This window comes from Rodentibacter sp. JRC1 (genome assembly GCF_020521555.1).
In the GTDB taxonomy this organism is placed as follows: domain Bacteria; phylum Pseudomonadota; class Gammaproteobacteria; order Enterobacterales; family Pasteurellaceae; genus Rodentibacter; species Rodentibacter abscessus.
The window spans coordinates 1,710,989-1,730,021 of record NZ_BPWA01000001.1 but is presented as its reverse complement, the minus strand read 5'-3'; the positions used below and the strand labels follow the sequence as shown (position 1 = coordinate 1,730,021).

Below are 19,033 nucleotides of genomic sequence, written 5' to 3'. Positions count from 1 at the left end.
AGTGCCAAACTTTCCGAAATTTTTAAAAAAAAGCCAAATAATGATAAAAAAAACCAAAACCTTATCTCATCAAGATCCCCATTATCAGCGGGAATTGAAAAAATACGGTAATCCCATTCCAAGCCGTGAGTTTATTTTAAATATCATTCGCGAAAATAATGCACCGATGAATCGGGAAGAAATTTTGACCGCACTTTCTATCCATAATGAAGAGCAAATCGAAGCGATGCGCCGCCGTTTGCGAGCAATGGAAAATGACGGGCAACTTGTATTCACAAAACGTAAACGCTATGCCTTACCGGAGAAATTAGATCTCATAAAAGGTACGGTGATCGGTCATCGTGAAGGTTACGGATTCTTGCAGGTGGAGGGACAAAAAGAGGATTTATTTATTCCCAACCACCAAATGCAACGTGTTATGCATGGTGATTTCGTTTTAGTACAAAGGGCCGGTTTAGATCGCCGAGGTCGGCGTGAGGTCCGCATTGTTCGCGTGCTGGAAAACCGAAAAAAACAAATTGTGGGACGTTTTTTCTTGGAAAACGGTTTCGGCTATGTGGTGCCGGATGATAGCCGCATTGGGCGTGATATTTTAGTCCCAAACGAACACCGCAATGGCGCACGTATGGGACAAGTGGTTGTGGTGGAATTGCAGGAGCGTTCTTCCAATTTCAGTCAACCGGTGGGGATTATCACGGAAATTTTGGGTGATAATATGGCGAAAGGAATGGAAGTGGAAATCGCTTTGCACAATCACGACATTCCCCATAAATTCCCAAGTGCGGTCGAAAAATACGTTAAAAAATTTACGGAAGAAGTACCTGAAGAAGCGAAAAAAGGACGTATTGATTTACGCAATCTACCGCTCGTTACCATTGACGGGGAAGATGCTCGCGATTTTGATGATGCCGTATATTGTGAAAAACAGGACAAAGGCTGGAAACTTTGGGTTGCGATTGCGGATGTGAGCTATTATGTACGATTGCACACCGCTCTAGATGCTGAAGCCCATAATCGGGGTAATTCCGTCTATTTTCCAAACCGAGTCGTTCCAATGCTGCCGGAAATTTTATCTAACGGCTTATGTTCGCTTAATCCGCAAGTAGATCGCCTATGTATGGTATGTGAAATGCAAATTTCCGCTAAGGGCAAACTTACCGACTATCGTTTTTATGAAGCGGTAATGAACTCTCACGCACGTTTAACCTATACCAAGGTAGCAAAAATGCTGGAGGGAGATACCGAATTACGGGAGCGTTATGCCCTGCTTGTTCCACATTTGGAAGCGCTTTATGATTTATATCAAGCGTTGCTTTCCGCCCGTCAACAGCGTGGTGCGATAGATTTTGAAACCGTTGAAAGCAAATTTATTTTTAATGCGATGGGACGTATTGAACGGATTGAACCGGTGGTTCGGAATGACGCCCATAAAATCATTGAAGAATGTATGATTCTTGCCAATATTGCGGCGGCAAATTTTATGCAAAAAAACAATGAGCCGGCATTGTATCGTATTCACGCTACGCCAAGTGAAGAAAAACTCACTTCATTCCGCACATTTTTAAATGAATTCGGTTTAGCCTTAGAAGGCGGTTTAAAACCGCTCACTAAGGATTACGCAACCCTATTGGAGAAGGTGAAAGAACGTCCTGATCACGAGTTAATTCAAACGATGCTACTCCGTTCTCTTAGTCAAGCCGTGTATAATGCCGATAATATCGGACATTTCGGTTTAGCATTGGAAGAATATGCGCATTTCACTTCGCCGATTCGCCGTTATCCCGATTTAACACTTCATCGTGGTATTAAATATTTGCTTGCTAAAAAACAGGGTTCAAAACGCAAAACCACCGAAACGGGCGGCTATCATTATTCTTTTGATGAAATGGATTTATTAGGTGATCATTGTTCAATGACCGAACGCCGCGCCGATGATGCTACACGTGAAACGGCTGACTGGCTAAAATGCGAATACATGCAGGATCATATAGGCAATGAATTTAACGGCGTAATTTCATCCGTTACCGGTTTCGGTTTGTTTGTGCGTTTGGACGAACTCTTCATTGACGGATTAGTACATATTTCTACGTTGGAAAATGATTATTATCAGTTCGATGCCGCAAAACAACGTTTAATCGGTGAAAACAGCGGTATGCAATATCGCTTGGGCGATAAAGTGCGTGTTCGCGTAGAAGCGGTACATTTAGAACAAAAAATGATAGATTTTTCCCTATTGAGCAGTGAACGAAAAGCACGCCGAACAGGAAAAACCGCTAAAGAAAAAGCGAAGAAAATATTTAAAGAATTACCGCCAAAAATCGGTAAAAGACGAAAAAGTGCGGTAAAAAAGAAAGAAGTTTCTAAGAAATCAAAAAAATAATTCGGCATTATGTATCGGTTGTACAAAGAGGATTTTATTTCTTAAGAGAGGTAATATCTATGATATTTCGTACAAGTATTCATAATACCGAAATAGTTGTTCAGTAAAGCGATGGGAATTGTCATAATTTACGCCGATAGCTGCGAAAATTTTCACGCCCTTCGCTTACATCGTTGAATTAAATTGAGAGAAAGTTTATGTCCGAACAGATTTACGGTATTCACGCCGTTAATAGTATTTTAGCTCATACACCTGAACGTTTAATTGAAGTCTTTGTGCTAAAAGGCCGTGAAGATAAACGTCTGCAACCTTTATTAAACGAACTCTACGCAATGGGCATCGGTGTACAATTTGTAAATCGCCAAACTCTAGATAAAAAAGCGAACGGCGAAGTCCACCAAGGTGTGATAGCTCGCGTGCAGGCGGCAAAAGAACTCAATGAAAATGATCTCGATACCGTTCTCACCAATAAACAAGATCCGCTTTTGTTGGTGCTTGACGGCGTGACCGATCCTCATAATCTTGGCGCTTGCCTGCGTACCGCAGATGCCGCCGGTGTCGATGCGGTTATCGTTCCGAAAGATAAATCGGCACAGCTCACTTCTATCGCACGTAAAGTCGCTTGCGGCGCAGCGGAAACCGTTCCGCTCATTCGGGTAACAAACCTTTCCCGTACTCTTCGTGAGCTACAACAAAATCATAATATTTGGGTAGTCGGTACGGCAGGTGAAGCCGCAGAAACCATTTATAACACCAAACTTAAGGGTGCAATCGCGCTGGTTATGGGGGCGGAGGGTGAAGGTATGCGCCGCTTAACGCGTGAACATTGCGATCAACTCATCAGTATTCCTATGGCGGGATCGGTTTCCTCATTAAATGTATCTGTGGCAACCGGTGTATGTTTATTTGAAATCGTTCGCCAGCGTTTAGATTTATAAAACATTTCAAAATATGACCGCACTTTGTAAAAATACCGAGCATTTTGGACTCGGTATTTTTTATCATGAAAAATTGAATTACGCCGACTTTCTTCCCAACAGGAAAGATAAACCAAGTACAACAAATGATGGAATCAACCACGCCATACCGGAAGAATAAAGCGGTAAATGAGCCAACAGATTTTCAATTGATTGCGGTAATAAATTCATATTTTTCAAACTATCACAGGCACTGAAACAGACGGTAACAAGTAAAGTAAAATAATAGCTAAATTTAATATTCGGCAATTTACTACGGATAATTTGTAAAAACACCAACATAATCGCAACAGGGTAAATTAACAATAATGCCGGAATAGTAATTCGTAATAATTCCGTTAGACCTGTTTGTGCGATGACAGTAGTTAAAATGGTAAAAAGTACCACCCAAAACGGATAAGACAAACGGGTATGGAATTTAGAGAAATAATCTGCACACGCGCTGGTTACGCCTACAAGTGTCGTAAGATTTGCCAAAATAATAATACCCGACATAATCCAAGTGCCGCCAATTCCAAATAATGCGTTCACATAATGAGAAAAAATTTGTCCGCCATTGGTCGCACCTTCTGCAACTTTTGCCCCCGTTGCACCTAAATAAAATAATGAGAAATACAATGCCGCAAGTAAAAACACAGAAATAAAACCGGCGGAAATGGTGTATTTCATTACTTTTTGTGCGGCAAAAACATTTTTCACTGCCAATGCACGTGCCACAATACCGCCGAAAGCAATCGCTGCGAGTACGTCCATCGTTTGATAACCGCTGATTAAACCGGCCGTAATCGGTGAATTCGTCACATAGGCATTGCTCGGTTCAACAATTTCCGAAAGAGGAGAAATCAACACATTCACTGCAACCACAACTAATAACACGAGTAGAGCAGGCGTCATAAATTTGCCGACGCTAGAAATAATCGTGTTCGGACGCAGCATAAATAACATACCGATAAGATTAAATATAAGTGAAAAGATAAAGTGTGCGCTACTACTATCTTCCATAATGCTTAAGGGTAACCAAGCCATTTCATAAGCCACATTCGTCACTCGTGGCATTGCAAATAAAGAGCCGATCACCAAATATAAGGTGGTTAAAAAGATAACTTCCGCCCATTTCGGTAAATCGCGCATAAGTTCTTCACCGCGTCCAAGTACCGCCACCACAACTAAAGTGATAAATGGCATTAATACACCGGTTAAAACAAAACCTAAAGAGGCACTCGCCCAATGATGACCGGCGGAAAATCCTTCCATCGGCGGGAAAATAATATTTCCGGCCCCTAAAAAGAGCGCGAAAATCATCATCCCCAAAACAATAATATCTTTACGACTAAACATATATCTTCTCAGTAAATAAAAAGGGGCGACAAGTTTACTATAAAGATGAATAGAACCCTACTCTTTAGATGCAAAAATGTGAGCAAAATCACATTGATGGCTTAACCACAAAAAATATGTAGGAAATGACCGCACTTTTCTAGCGGTATTTTCCATATATAGCGAAAATTTATGATAATATCCGAGCTTCGTTGATTTTTTGTTAATTTATTTTTAACTTTTTTGGAGAGATTTTGTGTTACAACTTATACAGCGATTTTTTAAACTTGAATCTGCCGGTGGCATCTTATTACTTTGCTCTGCATTAATCGCAATGTTTTTTGCCAATTCCCCTTTAAATGGGGCTTACAATGGTTTCTTAAATTTACCCGTGAGTATTAAAATCGGTAGCTTTTCTATTGATAAAACACTGATTCATTGGATTAATGACGGCTTTATGGCGGTATTTTTCGTTTTAGTGGGATTGGAAGTAAAGCGAGAACTGTTAGAAGGCTCTCTTTCCAGTTATCAACAGGCCGTTTTCCCTGCCATTGCAGCAATAGGTGGTATGGTGATTCCGGCTTTAGTTTATGTGTTTATCGCACGCCAAGAACCTGCTTTCGCTAACGGCTGGGCGATCCCAATGGCAACGGATATTGCTTTTGCTCTCGGCATTATGGCTCTTCTGAGTAAACAAGTACCCTTGCCATTAAAAATCTTTTTACTCGCTCTAGCGATTATCGATGACTTAGGTGCAATTGTCGTCATTGCCTTATTTTTCTCTCACGGGTTAAGCATTCAAGCACTTATTTTTGCAGGAATTGCCATCGTCTTACTCATCACATTAAATCGCTTTAAAGTCACCGCTCTTTGTGCCTATATGGTAGTGGGCGCAATTTTATGGGCATCCGTATTAAAATCCGGCGTACACGCCACGCTTGCGGGGGTGATTATCGGTTTCTGCATTCCATTGAAAGGCGAAAAAGGTGAAAAACCGTTAGAAGAATTTGAACATCTTCTAATGCCTTGGACGTCATTCCTCATTTTGCCGCTATTTGCCTTTGCCAACGCCGGAGTGAGTTTTGAAGGGATTGATGTTTCAATGTTATCTTCCCCATTATTGCTTGCCATTGCCCTAGGTTTGATTATTGGTAAACCAATCGGCGTATTCGGTTTTAGCTACCTTTCGGTAAAATTAGGCATTGCAAAACTGCCCGAGGGAATTAATTTTAAACAAATTTTTGCAGTGGCAATTTTATGCGGTATCGGTTTTACTATGTCGATGTTTTTGGCAAGTCTCGCTTTTGATGCGAACGCAGGCGAAAGTGTGAATGCGCTTTCACGTTTGGGGATATTGCTTGGCTCTACGATTTCGGCAATTGTGGGATATTATTGTTTGAAAAAAACAACATCCGTTTCCCATTAATAAACAATCAAGAGAAAAGACTTGATGAGATCGTAAGGCTAAATATAACGGACAAAATCATTCCGATAGGGAAAACGATATGCTATTAGCCGGTTAATTACTGTGGATTATCGGAAATCAGGGGGGATAATCCCCCTGATTTTTTATCTACGGTATTAAACTTTTAGAGATTTCGCACTAAGTGATTAATAAATCGAACAAAGTTTACGCAGATTTTTTATGGTTTTCGTAAGCGGCTTTTACAAACCCTGCAAATAGCGGATGGCCGTCACGCGGTGTGGAAGTAAATTCCGGATGGAATTGACAAGCCACAAACCAAGGGTGATTCGGTACTTCGATGATTTCCACTAATTTTTTATCCGCCGATAAACCGGTGACTTTCAAACCGGCTTTTTCAATTTGCGGAAGCAAGGTATTATTCACTTCATAGCGATGGCGATGACGTTCTTCAATAATTTCCGAACCATATAATTCACGCGCTCGACTGCCTTCGATTAAATGGCATTGTTGTGCCCCCAAACGCATCGTTCCACCAAGATCCGAGTTATCGGTTCTCACCTCAGTGTTGCCTTCCGCATCCTGCCATTCGGTGATTAATGCCACCACCGGCTGCTCACAAGTGCGGTCAAATTCGGAGGAATTTGCTTTGGCTAAGCCTGCTACATTACGTGCGTACTCAATTAATGCAATCTGCATGCCTAAACAAATACCAAGATAAGGTATGTTGTTCTCACGCGCATATTGTGCGGTCATAATTTTGCCTTCCACACCACGATAACCAAAACCACCCGGCACAAGAATACCATCTATACCCTTTAATACTTCTACGCCTTTGGTTTCCACATCTTGCGAATCAATGTATTTGATATTCACGGTTAGGCGATTGGTTAAACCCGCGTGTTTTAAGGCTTCATTCACGGATTTGTAGGCATCTGGCAATTCAATATATTTCCCGACCATACCGATGGTGACTTCCCCCACCGGATTCGCTTGTTTATAAAGAACTTGTTCCCATTCGGAAAGATCCGCTTCCGGACAATTCAGATGAAAACGCTCGCATACGAAATCATCTAAACCTTGAGATTTTAGTAATGCCGGAATTTGATAAATTGAATTTACGTCTTTTAATGAAATGACTGCCCGTTCCGGCACATTACAAAATAACGCAATTTTCGCACGTTCATTCGGCGGAATCATTCGGTCAGAACGACAGATCAATACGTCCGGTTGAATCCCGATAGAAAGCAATTCTTTCACGGAATGCTGTGTCGGTTTCGTTTTCACTTCACCGGCTGTCGGAATATAAGGGACTAGGGTTAAATGCATAAATAAGGTGTGTTCACGTCCTACTTGTACGGCAAGCTGACGCAAAGCTTCGAGGAAGGGTAAAGACTCAATATCTCCGACTGTTCCCCCCACTTCTACAATCACGACATCATGGCCTTGCGCACCGGCAATAACACGATCTTTAATTTCATTAGTAATATGCGGAATAACTTGAATAGTTGCCCCTAAATAATCACCACGACGTTCTTTGCGTAATACTTCAGAATAGATTTTACCTGTGGTGAAATTATTACGTTTCGTCATTTTGGTGCGAATAAAACGCTCATAATGCCCAAGATCCAGATCTGTTTCTGCGCCGTCTTGAGTAACGAATACTTCACCATGCTGCGTTGGACTCATTGTTCCCGGATCCACATTAATGTAGGGATCGAGTTTCATAATGGTCACGTTTAAACCGCGAGCTTCTAAAATTGCCGCCAATGAGGCTGCTGCAATGCCTTTACCTAACGATGAAACCACACCGCCGGTGACGAAAATATAATTTGTAGCCATAGAGAACCTAATCTGTGTTGGGATAGAAATGATTATAGCTAATCACTTTGCCTACATACCTCCAAAAGAGGAAAGTGCGGTTAAAAATCAAAGCGGATTAGCTATCAAAGACGGGACGGTAGTTTACCTGATTTGTTGAGATAACTCAATGGAAAGCTGAATTGATCCGTCTCTAAAAATTGGGTTTATTAAAGTGTAAGAGGTTATTTTTGAAGGAAATTAAAAGGGCTGAATCCGCTACAACACCTGAATCAGCCCTATAATCTATGCCTCATTTCGGGCGGCATCTATTTCCTAATTACCTAAAATTAAATTTGCATATATTTAGGTTCTTTAAATACCGTCACTGCCGGTGCTTCGCCTACAAATTTCTCAACTTGAACAATAGCGGTATTCGGTGAATTGCCTTGTGCTAATTTAGATGTGCCTTCATCACGGGTTAAAACATTAGGACAACCGTTTTTGCACAATGGTTTTTCTGCCGTAGCCAATTCGTGCGGGTCATACCAAGCACCTTCATATAACGCCACCGTGCCTTTGATGATACCGTCCGTAACCACAGCCCCAGCCAAAACTTGACCACGTTGGTTGAAAACACGTACCACATCGCCATTCACAATGCCACGAACCTTGGCATCTTCCGTGTTAATTAATACAGGTTCACGATCGCTTACCGCATATTTTTCACGTAATGAAGTATTCGCTAATTGGCTATGTAAGCGATAGTAAGGATGTGGCGTGACTAATGCAAGCGGTGCTTCAGTCGTCACATTACCGGCAAATTCCTCAGGAACCATCCAGGTCGGATGCCCTTTACAATCGTCATACTGCATTTTAGCAACCACCTCAGAATAAATTTCAATTTTACCTGATGGCGTACCCAATGGGTTAAGCAACGGATCTTCACGAAACTCTCCGTAACGTACCCATTTCTTCGCTTTTTCATTTGCACTAAAAGTAATAGGTTTATTCTCTTCCCAGAATTTTTCAAATTTTGGCATTAATACTCGGTTTTTACGGGCGGCATCAAACGCGGATTGGTAAAAATATTTCAGCCAATCCATTTCCGTTTTGCCTTCGGTAAATAGGTCTTCCACCCCTGCTCGTTTTGCCAGATCTGCAAACACATCGTAATCACTCCGAGCCTCAAATAGCGGTTCGACAACCTTTTTCATCGGGAGAATATGCATCATTGAATAATCTCCCGTCATTGTTAAGTCATTACGTTCATAACTTGTCGTTATCGGTAACACGATGTCCGCCATACGGGCAGTCGGAGTCCAGTTAACTTCATTAACGATAATGGTTTCCGGTTTTTGCCATGCTTTCACTAACGTATTGGTATCTTGATGGTGTACAAATGGATTACCGCCAGCCCAATAAATTAACTTAATATCCGGATAGGTGATTTTCGTACCGTTAAATTCAATCGTTTTCCCCGGATTTAATAACACATCTGAAATACGGGCAAGCGGGAAACTGAGTTTAGCTGATTTCGATAGCCAAGACTGCCCTGTATTTGACGTATCGTTATCTAATGTCGCAGACATAGCACCGATTACCCCACCGGTTGTTGTCGGTACGCCGCCATTAGAATAGTGATAGCTTAATCCGAAGCCACCGCCGGGTAAGCCTATTTGACCTAGCATAGAAGCCAAAGTAACTAACATCCAGTGAGTTTGTTCACCATAGCGTTGACGCTGCATTCCCCACCCTGCCATTAACATCGTTCGTTTAGATGAAAAATCATTGGCTAATTGCGTGATGACTTCCACAGGTACACCACAAATTTTGGCTGCCCATTGTGCGTCTTTTACTTGACCGTCTTCTTTTCCTAACAAATATTGCTCAAATTTATCATAACCGGTCGTGTATTTTTTCAAGAATGCTTTATCATGTTTGTCAGAAACAACTAAAGTATGTGCAATTCCCAGCATTAATGCCACATCAGTTGCCGTATGGATAGGAATCCACTCCGCACCGAGATATTCACAGCTTTCGCTTTTAACCGGATCAATACAGATAATCCGCTTACCCGATTCTTTTAATTTTTTAAAATATTCCAACCCTTTTTGATCGGTTGCCGTCCAAGCAATACGCATCGTCGTGATCGGATTCGCTGACCACAGCACGACTAATTCCGATGTTTCTAAAATCGTTTCCCAACTGGTTTGTTGCTCATAAACCTCAATCGTGCCAAGCACATGCGGCATAATGACCTGAGCGGCACCGGTAGAATAATCACCTTTATGTCCGACGAATCCTCCGGTAGCATTTAAGTAGCGGTGCAACAGTGTACGACTTGAATGTAAAGACCCCGAACTTTTCCAACCGTAGGAGCCGCCGAATATATTCTCAAAGCCACCTTCCGCTCTAACCCGTTTAAACTCTTTATCCACCAAATCCAAAGCCTGTTCCCAAGAAACCCGTACCCATTCATCATTACCACGCAGGGTGGTATCACTTTTTCCCGGATTTGCTAAATAACCTTTCCGCACCATAGGATATTTAATACGGGTTTCACTATAAAGTTGATCTGCCACAACCGATTGCAATTCATTCTCTAACGCAGGAACAATCGCCGGACCGGATTTAACCACTTTACCATTTTCAACAACAACACCGAGTGCTCCCCAGTGTGCCGCAGTAACGACCGTTGTTGATTCTGCAGCCACTGCCGGGGCGGAAGTTAACGCACCTATAACACCACCGCCAACAGCTCCACTTAATGAAATTCCGGCAGCACTTAGCGAGGAATTTTTCAAAAAATCTCTACGCTTCATATTGATTTTGTCTTTTTTCATAATAGACTCCAGGTTTAAAGTTAAAATATTAGTGAGATGAACCAACCATATCTTTTGCATTACGTTGTAAAAAAATCGTTAGAGTACGCACATCATCAGCACTCATTGATGTACGATCTTTCATCGAGTTGACTACGCCGATCCATTGATTTGCGGTATAGTGATCCGCACCAATTACCGCATGACAACCGCTACAATGGGTTTGATTTAAATTATTACCAAATTGATTTAATACGGAAATATTGGCTGTCACCGCCTCTTTTGGCACAACGATTTCCATTGTAATCTCTCTCCATTCGGAATCAGTCACAGAATCATGCACCGTTTTCACAATACTTACTTTATCTTTTACCTCATCACCAAGTAACGCCACCGTAATTCGTTTACCTAAATCCATATACATCACACTTTCGGCACCGACTTGCTGCCAACCTTTCAAAAGTGCGGTCATTTTACCGTTAGTTTCTTTCCAATCGGTTAATTCGGCATAAGGCATTAAACGCACCTCACCACCTTGTACCGATTGAACCGATTTCATTGTTAATGCGTAAAGTACCTTATCATTAGTAGAAAATTCTCCGCCATGTTTCGATAATTCATCTGCAGCAGCGGCGTTATCGACTTCTATTTCCGGCATAAAATGCACCAAGCCCTTATGACAATCAATACAGGTTTGATTCGTTTCTTGTGCCAGTTTATGCATTTTCCGTGCGGCTTCGGATTGTTCGGTCAATTCCATCGCATCTATACTATGGCAGGATTTGCAAGTGGCTGAATCAGTCTCCTTCATCTCTTTCCAAACCCGTTGAGCCATCTCTAACCGATGTTTTTCATAAGCTTCTTGATTCGGTAATTTATCAGTGATGGTGTACCAAAGATCTTTCAAAGCAATAAATTTAGCCTTAACATAATGCAAGCCGTCTTGCGGAACATGACAATCGGCACATTCAGCCCGAATACCTTTAGCATTGGAAAAATGAGAGCTGGCTTCCCATTCCGCTTTAGGCTGTTCCATAGAATGACAACTCAAACAAAATTCAGTGGAACTTGTTGCTTTCATTACTTGTTGCACACCAAAAAGCATTATTGCACCCAGCCCCACAAAAATAAGTGCGGTTAAAACCGAAAAACTTTTAAATTTAGCCATAATTACTTCTCGCTCTCTAATAAAATATACCAATACCTCTTATTGAGTAGGAAGATGATAACAGGATAGAAAAATTTTTGGGGCTAATATATTGACTTGAATCAATAAAATCACTATTAAATTTGAAGCATTTTAATTCTGTGAAGTAGCTCACATTTCATAAAAAAATGAAACCATATTGAAGAGAATAGTTTTTTAATTATAGAACTTTTAAAAACAAAATTTTTCACTTAAAAAACAAAATGTTAAAAAATATCATTTAGTATAAACACCACTCCCACAAAGAATATTAATAACTACAACAATTCCGGTTTATTTTTTATAGCCAAATAAACTTGAAGGTATACCTGTGTATTATTAAAAAACACCTAAAAAAATAACCGCACTTAAGTGCGGTCAAATTTAAATTTATTTATGTATTTTCCAGGTTCTGAAACCATAGATGGCAATCATCACAAAACAAAGGAGAGGTAAGATAAAGGAAACATTTACTGCCGGCATTGCCATTATTGTGCCTTGGTCGATAAGCATTCCTTGCAATGGCGGCATTAACGCTCCGCCGACAATCGCCATAACCAATCCGGCTGCGCCAAGAGTGGATTCCTCTTTTAAGCCGTTGAGGGCAATACCGTAAATCGTCGGAAACATTAATGACATAAAGGCAGAGGTAAGCACTAAGCAATATAAACCGCTAACACCATCAATAAAAATAACGCCCAATATGCTAAAGAAACCGCCGAGTGCAAATAACATTAAAATAAATTCTGCTTTAAGATATTTCATTAATGCGGTACTGATAAATCGGCTGGCGATAAAAATACTCATGGCGATGATGTTGTAATGCTGTGCTTCGGCTTTAGTAAAACCTAAGCGTTCGGCATACTGAATGATAAACGTCCACACCATAATTTGTACACCGACATAAAACACTTGAGCAATAACCCCTTCGCGATATTTGGCATTCGCAGCTAAGCGTTTAACCGCAACGGTAAATGAGATTTTTGCCTCTTCTTCAATTTTAGTGGTTGGCATTTTAAATAAGGCGATTAAGATAAAAATGCCGATTACAACAAGCCCTAAAATGATATAAGGAGTACGAATAATTTCTAAGTCGTGAGTTTTAATCACCGCTTTCTCCGCCATAGACAATGTACTAAAAATTAAACTGCCATCGGCATTCCGTTTATCCGATTCCAATGCGGTTAAAACAAATTGGGAAGCGATAAACATCCCCGTAATAGAACCTAATGGGTTAAAAGATTGAGCGAAATTAAGACGGCGGGTCGCAGTTTCCGGATCACCCATTGAGAGAATGTAAGGGTTTGCTGTGGTTTCCAAAAATGCCAAACCAAAGGTGAGGATATAAATGGAAAGTAAAAAGAAGATAAATTCTTCATAAATTGCTGCCGGATAAAACAATAACGCACCGATAGCGTAAAGTGCCAAACCTAACAGGATACCGGCTTTATAGCTGTAACGCCCGATAAACAATGCCGCCGGAATTGCCATTGTGCCGTAACCGCCATAGAAAGCAAATTGAATAAGGGCTGCCTCCGCCGCCGGCATTTCCATAACCGTTTGAAACGCTGCGACCATTGGGTTGGTAATATCATTGGCAAAACCCCATAGTGCGAATAATGAGGTAATTAAAACAAAGGGGACGACATACTTCTTCTCTAATACTTTTGCAGTCATAGATTACTCCTTAATGTAAGGGAAAATTGGAGAAAGGCAGGTAAAAAAACTACTCTTCGATCCGCAACCCGTAGGATTGAAATTTATTCAATACCACTGTCATTTCTTGTTCGGACAGCAACGGAATATCCAAACCGGTAGAAAGTAATTTGATATACCACTCGGCAAGCACTTCTACTTCGTGGGCAAGCCATAAGGCTTTATCTAAATTGCTTTCAGCGGCGATCATTCCATGATGAGCGAGCAAAATCGCTTTGCATTGTCGAATACCTTCTCGTACATATTCCGCCAATTTTGGCGTGCCGAAGGTGGCATAAGGCACACAAGGAATGTGATCTGCACCGCCGACACCGATCATATAGTGAAACGGCGGAATGGATTTTTCTAAAATAGAAACTGCCGCACAATTCACCGCATGGTTATGGACTACCGCATTAACATCTTGTCTGGCTTGATAAACCGCAAGGTGGAAATGCCATTCGCTGGAAGGGAGCTTTCCCTCCTCATGCTTGCCGTCATTATCAACAAACACGATCTGCTCGGGAGTGAGCAAATGATAGGGTGTACCGGTCGGCGTAATCAGCATACCGTTTTGATAGCGAACGCTGACATTACCTGCGGTACCTTGATTTAAGCCCAAACGGGTCATTTCTAGGCAGGTATCGATTATTTTTTGTGAAAGTTCAGTTCTTGTCATAATGAAATTCCTTTTGACTATAACGAAACGGGCGTAACGCCTTTCTTGAGAATAATATTGCCGTATTTAGCGGTTTCACCGCTGATAACGATTGCATAAGCGGATTTTGCTCGTTCATAAAAAGCAAAGCGTTCAATTCGGGTTAAAACAGGGAAATTTCCGACCGCACTTTTAATGGCGGCGGTATAGCGTTGTTCGACTTGCGGATCGAGCGTATCACCGCTAACCGCTTGCATCATAATTAACGGCGATTCCACATAAGTATCAAATTCAAATAACGGGCTGATTGCGGCTAAGAGAGTGGCAATGTTTACACCATCCGCCCGAATCACCTTATGATGAAGAGCATGTGCCGGGAAATGCGCATCGGCAAGTACCAATTCATCACCGTGTCCCATTTCGGCAAGCGTTTTTAACAGTTCGGGGGAAATTGCCGGGTGAATACCTTTTAACATAGTCGCTCCTGATATTGTTGTAACCATTGTTGATAAGCGTCAGATTGAGCCGATGGATTGATTCGTTGCGTTTTTGCCCGCATTTGCTGCTGGGCTGTTTCGACATTCGGATAAACCCCGAGAGCGGAGAAAACAAACATTGCCGCACCTAACACCGTGCTTTCAGACACATCGACAATCTCTATCGGCAAATTTAATACATCGGCACGAATTTGGTTCCACAGGCGGTTCTTTGAGCCGCCGCCAACGCAAATTACACTTTTTGCTTGGAAATGGCTGACTCGTTGTAAAAGTGTTAGCCCCTGTTTCAGCCGTAACGCCATATATTCCAACATTGCCCGATAAATCTGTCCGCGTTGACAATGCATTGATAAACCGTAAAGCGTACCGTTGTGAAGTTCAGAAAAACAGCCACCGGCAAAAATGCCGCCGGAACCGACCGCTTGTTGTTCCGCTTCACGGATCATTGTTTCGTAATACCGCTCACTATTCATCACATCAGTGAAGAAAGTTCTGCCGACCCATTCCATTACCCCCGAACCGACCCACTGCACCGCCGGATTAAAACAGTCGGATTGAGCATCAAATTCGGTGGTTAATCCTTGCGCAAGAAAATCGGTATTCGGTTCGGCGATGTGGGTTCGCGCCATTAATATTTCCCAAGTGCCAGAGCTGAGTACGGGTTGATGTAACGCCGCCCCTGATCCGAACACGGCAAACTGCGTATCGTGCCCGCAGGAAATAACAGGAACAGGCGATAAACCAAGCTGTTCCGCTAATATAGAACTCAATATACCGACTTGTTCTCCGGCATTTAACATCGGCGGAAAATGATCGGGCGTTAAACCTAATACTTGCAGCACTTCCTGATCCCAATCACCACTAGAAAGATTTGTCATCATTGATGTACCCGCCATTGTGCGGTCGGTGGTGAGATTGCCGGTTAAACGATAGGTAATCATCGATGAGATAAACAGGAACTTATCCATTCGAGCATAAAGCGTCGGCTGATTTTCTTTTAACCACAACAGCTTGAATAAGGTATTAAACGCATATTGCCCGACACCGTTACGTTGATACAGTTTTTGTACATCAAGATAATGTTCAAGACGTTGCATTATCTCTTGCGTGCGAGGGCATTTCCACGAAATAACCGGATACAATTGTTCGCCCCGTTTATCGAATATTGTCCCATCTACGCCAAAAGTCGTTACACCGATACCAATGACTTCATTTAACGGAATAGCGATTTCTTTTAAATGAGTCAGCGTTTGCCGAGCGCAATGTAATAACTTTTGCCAAATTTCCTCAAAATCCCAAATATGATAATCGGGTGATTCCAAACCCTGCTTGGTCTTATTCGGCAAATGGTGGGACGCCACAATTTTGCCGAATTGATCCACGGCAATAGTGCGTAAATTGGTCGCTCCGCAATCAAAAATTAAGACGATAGACATAATATCCTCCTAAAGTGCGGTCAAAATCGACCGCACTTTTGGGTTAAAGCGGAAATTATCGATAAAGTGGGCCGAAGTTGGCACAGGCACGATAATCCTGCCCCTCTTTATCTTGTCCGAAACCGTTCCAAGCACTCGGACGGAAGATTGCCTTATCTTCCACATTGTGCATACAAACCGGAATACGCAACATTGAGGCGAGGGTAATCAGATCCGCACCGATATGTCCGTAGGTGGCAACACAATGGTTCGCCCCCCAATTAGCCATCACCGAATATACATCGCTAAATGCGCCTTTACCTGTTAAACGCGGCACAAACCAAGTGGTCGGCCAAGTTTCGTTAGTACGTTTATTCAAGATATTGTGGACCTGTTCAGGTAAATCGATTGACCAGCCTTCGGCGATTTGTAACACCGGACCGATACCTTTGATCAGATTGATACGGTGCATTGTAAACGGCATACCGCCTTTGGTGAGATATTGAGAAGAATAACCGCCGCCACGGAAATATTCGTGTACAGCCGGACACCAACGGGTATGCTCATAACAACGTTTGCCGTCCTGCTCCGAGACCTCCCACACCGGTTTCACCACCGGATTGCCTTGTGCATCGGTATGTTGTCCCGTGCCGTCTAAGGTTGCCGAACCGGAATTGATTAAATGAATAAATCCGCTTTCCGGCCGGAAACCGGTAACCCGTTCAACCGCGTCTTCACTCCAATAAGTGCGAACATCGGCAAAAATTTGTGCCTGTCCGGTAAGTAAATTACCGAATAGCATATTAACGGCGTTTAAAGAATCGTTTTCAGTGGCGAGAATATAAGGTGGGCGGACACCGTTCCAATCGTAAGTGGTATTTAATACCGCTTCCATAAAATCACCGTTCGGCAAGTGATCCGTCCAATGGCGTTGTCCTTGGAAACCGGCAGCAATGGCGTTGTGACCAAGGGCTTCTTCGCCATAATTTAGTGCCGCCAGTTTAGGATTACCCGCCATCAAATCACGGGTGATCAAGGTCATTTTAACAACGGTCTCCCATAATTCGGCACGCTGCTCGGCAGTGCGTTGATGTTCCGGATTATTAACATCAATACCTTCTTGGCAGTACGTTTTTACCCAAGATAAAGCTAAATCTAATTCTTCTTGATCATAAATTCGGCGATCCAAACGACGTTTGATCTCGCTCATATCCACATATTCGTTCCGCATACCGAGGTATTCTTGGAAAAATTGTTGATTAACGATAGAACCGGCAATCCCCATTGAAACCGAACCGATAGATAAATAAGATTTACCGCGCAATGTTGCCACCGCAAGCCCCGCTCGGGCAAAACGTAACAATTTTTCTTTCACATCATTCGGAATCGAAGTGTCGTCCGCTTCCTGCACTTCCGTGCCATAAATAGAAAACGCCGGCAACCCTAATTGCGAATGACCGGCTAATGCAGCCGCTAAATAAACCGCGCCCGGACGTTCGGTACCGTTAAAGCCCCAAATGGCTTTCGGCATATGGGGATCCATATCGATGGTTTCCGAACCGTAGCACCAACAAGGGGTTACCGTAATCGTTAATCCTACGTTTTCCCGTTTGAATTTTTCGGCGCAAGCTGCTGCTTCCGCTACGCCTCCGATAGTGCTATCGGCAATAATGCACTGCACAAAATCACCGTTGGTATGGCGAATATGACTTTCCAACAATGTTGCGACAGCTTGTGCCATTCGCATCGTTTGTGCTTCCAAAGATTCCCGAACGCCCATTCTACGTCCGTCAATAGTTGGTCGAATGCCAATTTTTACGCGGTTTGACTGAGTGAAAAGTGTCATAGTAAAACTCCTTTATCATTGCGGTTATTTATATGAACTACTTGAACGAGTTGCTTATCAACTTAACTTGATAGCATTTTTTATTAAATTGATGGGGGAAGACAGGTAGGAGATGAGTTTTGTTTTGGATTTGTGAGCAAGATCACAATAATCGGTCATTTTTGATAAAATTCAATGACCGATTATTGTAGTTTTCAAGGAATATCGGTCAATTCAGTCATTACTTTTTATAAAACAGTCATTACATCCGCATTTTCACAATAGTTTTGAAGTTCATACGGCAGATCAGAGTCAGTAAAAATAGTGTTAATTTTTCTCAATTCAGCTAATTGTATAAGGCTTTTTTTCTCAAATTTGGAATGGTCAACCAAGAGGTAGCATTGTTCTGAAGCATCCATCATTTTCCGTTTTATAGAAGCATTAAGTTCATTTGATTCCCAAATATTTCCTTGGCTATCAATACCGGAACAAGAAAAAACAGAAAAATTAATGTGTAAACGTTGGAGTAAATATTCGGATAAAGGGCCGTAAAAGGCTTCATATTTTGAAGAATAAACACCACCGGTAACAATTGTTTTAATATGAGGCTTATTCACCAAAGCATTGATATTAAACATCGAATTAGTCACTACCGTACAAGGAATATCAGGCATTAGGTGGGCAAAATACCAACTGGTAGAACTCGCATCCAAGCCAATAACCGCATTCTCATAGAGTAATTCAAGCGCATTTTTGGCGATATAACGTTTAGCCGCAGCGTTAATATGCTGACGCGTTTGAAAAAAAGCACCAAGATCGGTGGTTTTCTTGCTGACTGCACCGCCGTGTGTTCGGTAGAGCAATCCTTTCTTTTCGAGACGATTTAAATCACGTCGAATCGTTTCAACAGACATCGCACACTGCTCCGCCAACTCCAACACACTCACTTTTCCTTGATGATTGATTAATTGCAGAATAATTTCATCTCTATTGCGCATATTCGCCTCTAAACCGATTAAAATAATCGGTCTCATT

Annotated in this window: 13 protein-coding genes; 3 read left to right on the top strand and 10 right to left on the bottom strand. The window is 42.0% G+C overall.

The annotated features are described in order from the left end of the window. Positions 1-40 precede the first annotated feature (40 nt). Both rnr and rlmB read left to right on the top strand, forming a co-directional pair. Positions 41-2,380, top strand: coding sequence for a ribonuclease R (gene rnr, locus HEMROJRC1_RS07915; RefSeq protein WP_226692406.1), 2,340 nt, complete (start codon positions 41-43; stop codon positions 2,378-2,380). Positions 2,381-2,577: 197 nt separating this feature from the next. Beyond that, the gene (rlmB, locus tag HEMROJRC1_RS07910; protein ID WP_226692405.1) at positions 2,578-3,318 is read left to right on the top strand and encodes a 23S rRNA (guanosine(2251)-2'-O)-methyltransferase RlmB; all 741 of its coding nucleotides are present in this window, start codon (positions 2,578-2,580) and stop codon (positions 3,316-3,318) included. A gap of 78 nt (positions 3,319-3,396) precedes the next feature. On the opposite strand, the gene brnQ is transcribed toward rlmB, so the two are convergent. Next, entirely contained in the window at positions 3,397-4,695 is a 1,299-nt protein-coding gene (brnQ, locus tag HEMROJRC1_RS07905) for a branched-chain amino acid transport system II carrier protein (protein WP_226692404.1), read from the bottom strand. Between the two features lie 235 nt (positions 4,696-4,930). Here brnQ and nhaA point away from each other — a divergent pair, with 235 nt between their 5' ends. Then, positions 4,931-6,100: a Na+/H+ antiporter NhaA gene (gene nhaA, locus HEMROJRC1_RS07900; protein WP_226692403.1), complete on the top strand. Its 1,170-nt coding sequence runs from the start codon at positions 4,931-4,933 to the stop codon at positions 6,098-6,100. Between the two features lie 204 nt (positions 6,101-6,304). Here nhaA and pyrG read toward each other — a convergent pair whose 3' ends face one another. The 9 genes from pyrG to HEMROJRC1_RS07855 all read right to left on the bottom strand — a co-directional run bounded on the left by pyrG (position 6,305) and on the right by HEMROJRC1_RS07855 (position 18,996). Continuing rightward, the gene (gene pyrG, locus HEMROJRC1_RS07895; protein ID WP_226692402.1) at positions 6,305-7,939 is read right to left on the bottom strand and encodes a glutamine hydrolyzing CTP synthase; all 1,635 of its coding nucleotides are present in this window, start codon (positions 7,937-7,939) and stop codon (positions 6,305-6,307) included. Between the two features lie 308 nt (positions 7,940-8,247). Then, entirely contained in the window at positions 8,248-10,743 is a 2,496-nt protein-coding gene (torA, locus tag HEMROJRC1_RS07890; protein WP_226692401.1) for a trimethylamine-N-oxide reductase TorA, read from the bottom strand. A gap of 28 nt (positions 10,744-10,771) precedes the next feature. Then, positions 10,772-11,890 (bottom strand): NapC/NirT family cytochrome c, encoded by a 1,119-nt coding sequence (locus tag HEMROJRC1_RS07885; protein WP_226692400.1) that lies wholly within the window; start codon positions 11,888-11,890, stop codon positions 10,772-10,774. A gap of 408 nt (positions 11,891-12,298) precedes the next feature. Beyond that, positions 12,299-13,585 carry an L-fucose:H+ symporter permease gene (gene fucP, locus HEMROJRC1_RS07880; RefSeq protein WP_226692399.1) on the bottom strand — a complete coding sequence of 429 codons (1,287 nt, stop codon included), beginning with the start codon at positions 13,583-13,585 and terminating at the stop codon, positions 12,299-12,301. Between the two features lie 49 nt (positions 13,586-13,634). Next, positions 13,635-14,282, bottom strand: a complete 648-nt coding sequence (gene fucA, locus HEMROJRC1_RS07875) for an L-fuculose-phosphate aldolase (protein WP_226692398.1) — start codon at positions 14,280-14,282, stop codon at positions 13,635-13,637. Positions 14,283-14,299: 17 nt separating this feature from the next. After that, positions 14,300-14,737: an L-fucose mutarotase gene (fucU, locus tag HEMROJRC1_RS07870; RefSeq protein ID WP_226692397.1), complete on the bottom strand. Its 438-nt coding sequence runs from the start codon at positions 14,735-14,737 to the stop codon at positions 14,300-14,302. Then, positions 14,731-16,194: an L-fuculokinase gene (gene fucK, locus HEMROJRC1_RS07865; RefSeq protein WP_226692396.1), complete on the bottom strand. Its 1,464-nt coding sequence runs from the start codon at positions 16,192-16,194 to the stop codon at positions 14,731-14,733. Before fucK ends, fucU begins: the two co-directional genes overlap by 7 nt. A gap of 55 nt (positions 16,195-16,249) precedes the next feature. Beyond that, on the bottom strand, positions 16,250-18,019 hold the full coding sequence (fucI, locus tag HEMROJRC1_RS07860; protein WP_226692395.1) for an L-fucose isomerase: 1,770 nt from the start codon (positions 18,017-18,019) through the stop codon (positions 16,250-16,252). Positions 18,020-18,246: 227 nt separating this feature from the next. Beyond that, the gene (locus HEMROJRC1_RS07855) at positions 18,247-18,996 is read right to left on the bottom strand and encodes a DeoR/GlpR family DNA-binding transcription regulator (protein WP_226692956.1); all 750 of its coding nucleotides are present in this window, start codon (positions 18,994-18,996) and stop codon (positions 18,247-18,249) included. Positions 18,997-19,033 lie beyond the last annotated feature (37 nt).

Bases quoted from the DNA above. Each gene is read 5' to 3' on its own strand.
- rnr (WP_226692406.1), top strand. From the start codon at position 41: ATGATAAAAAAAACCAAAACCTTATCTCATCAAGATCCCCATTATCAG.
- rlmB (WP_226692405.1), top strand. From the start codon at position 2,578: ATGTCCGAACAGATTTACGGTATTCACGCCGTTAATAGTATTTTAGCT.
- brnQ (WP_226692404.1), bottom strand. From the start codon at position 4,695: ATGTTTAGTCGTAAAGATATTATTGTTTTGGGGATGATGATTTTCGCG.
- pyrG (WP_226692402.1), bottom strand. From the start codon at position 7,939: ATGGCTACAAATTATATTTTCGTCACCGGCGGTGTGGTTTCATCGTTA.
- torA (WP_226692401.1), bottom strand. From the start codon at position 10,743: ATGAAAAAAGACAAAATCAATATGAAGCGTAGAGATTTTTTGAAAAAT.
- HEMROJRC1_RS07885 (WP_226692400.1), bottom strand. From the start codon at position 11,890: ATGGCTAAATTTAAAAGTTTTTCGGTTTTAACCGCACTTATTTTTGTG.
- fucP (WP_226692399.1), bottom strand. From the start codon at position 13,585: ATGACTGCAAAAGTATTAGAGAAGAAGTATGTCGTCCCCTTTGTTTTA.
- fucA (WP_226692398.1), bottom strand. From the start codon at position 14,282: ATGACAAGAACTGAACTTTCACAAAAAATAATCGATACCTGCCTAGAA.
- fucU (WP_226692397.1), bottom strand. From the start codon at position 14,737: ATGTTAAAAGGTATTCACCCGGCAATTTCCCCCGAACTGTTAAAAACG.
- fucK (WP_226692396.1), bottom strand. From the start codon at position 16,194: ATGTCTATCGTCTTAATTTTTGATTGCGGAGCGACCAATTTACGCACT.
- fucI (WP_226692395.1), bottom strand. From the start codon at position 18,019: ATGACACTTTTCACTCAGTCAAACCGCGTAAAAATTGGCATTCGACCA.
- HEMROJRC1_RS07855 (WP_226692956.1), bottom strand. From the start codon at position 18,996: ATGCGCAATAGAGATGAAATTATTCTGCAATTAATCAATCATCAAGGA.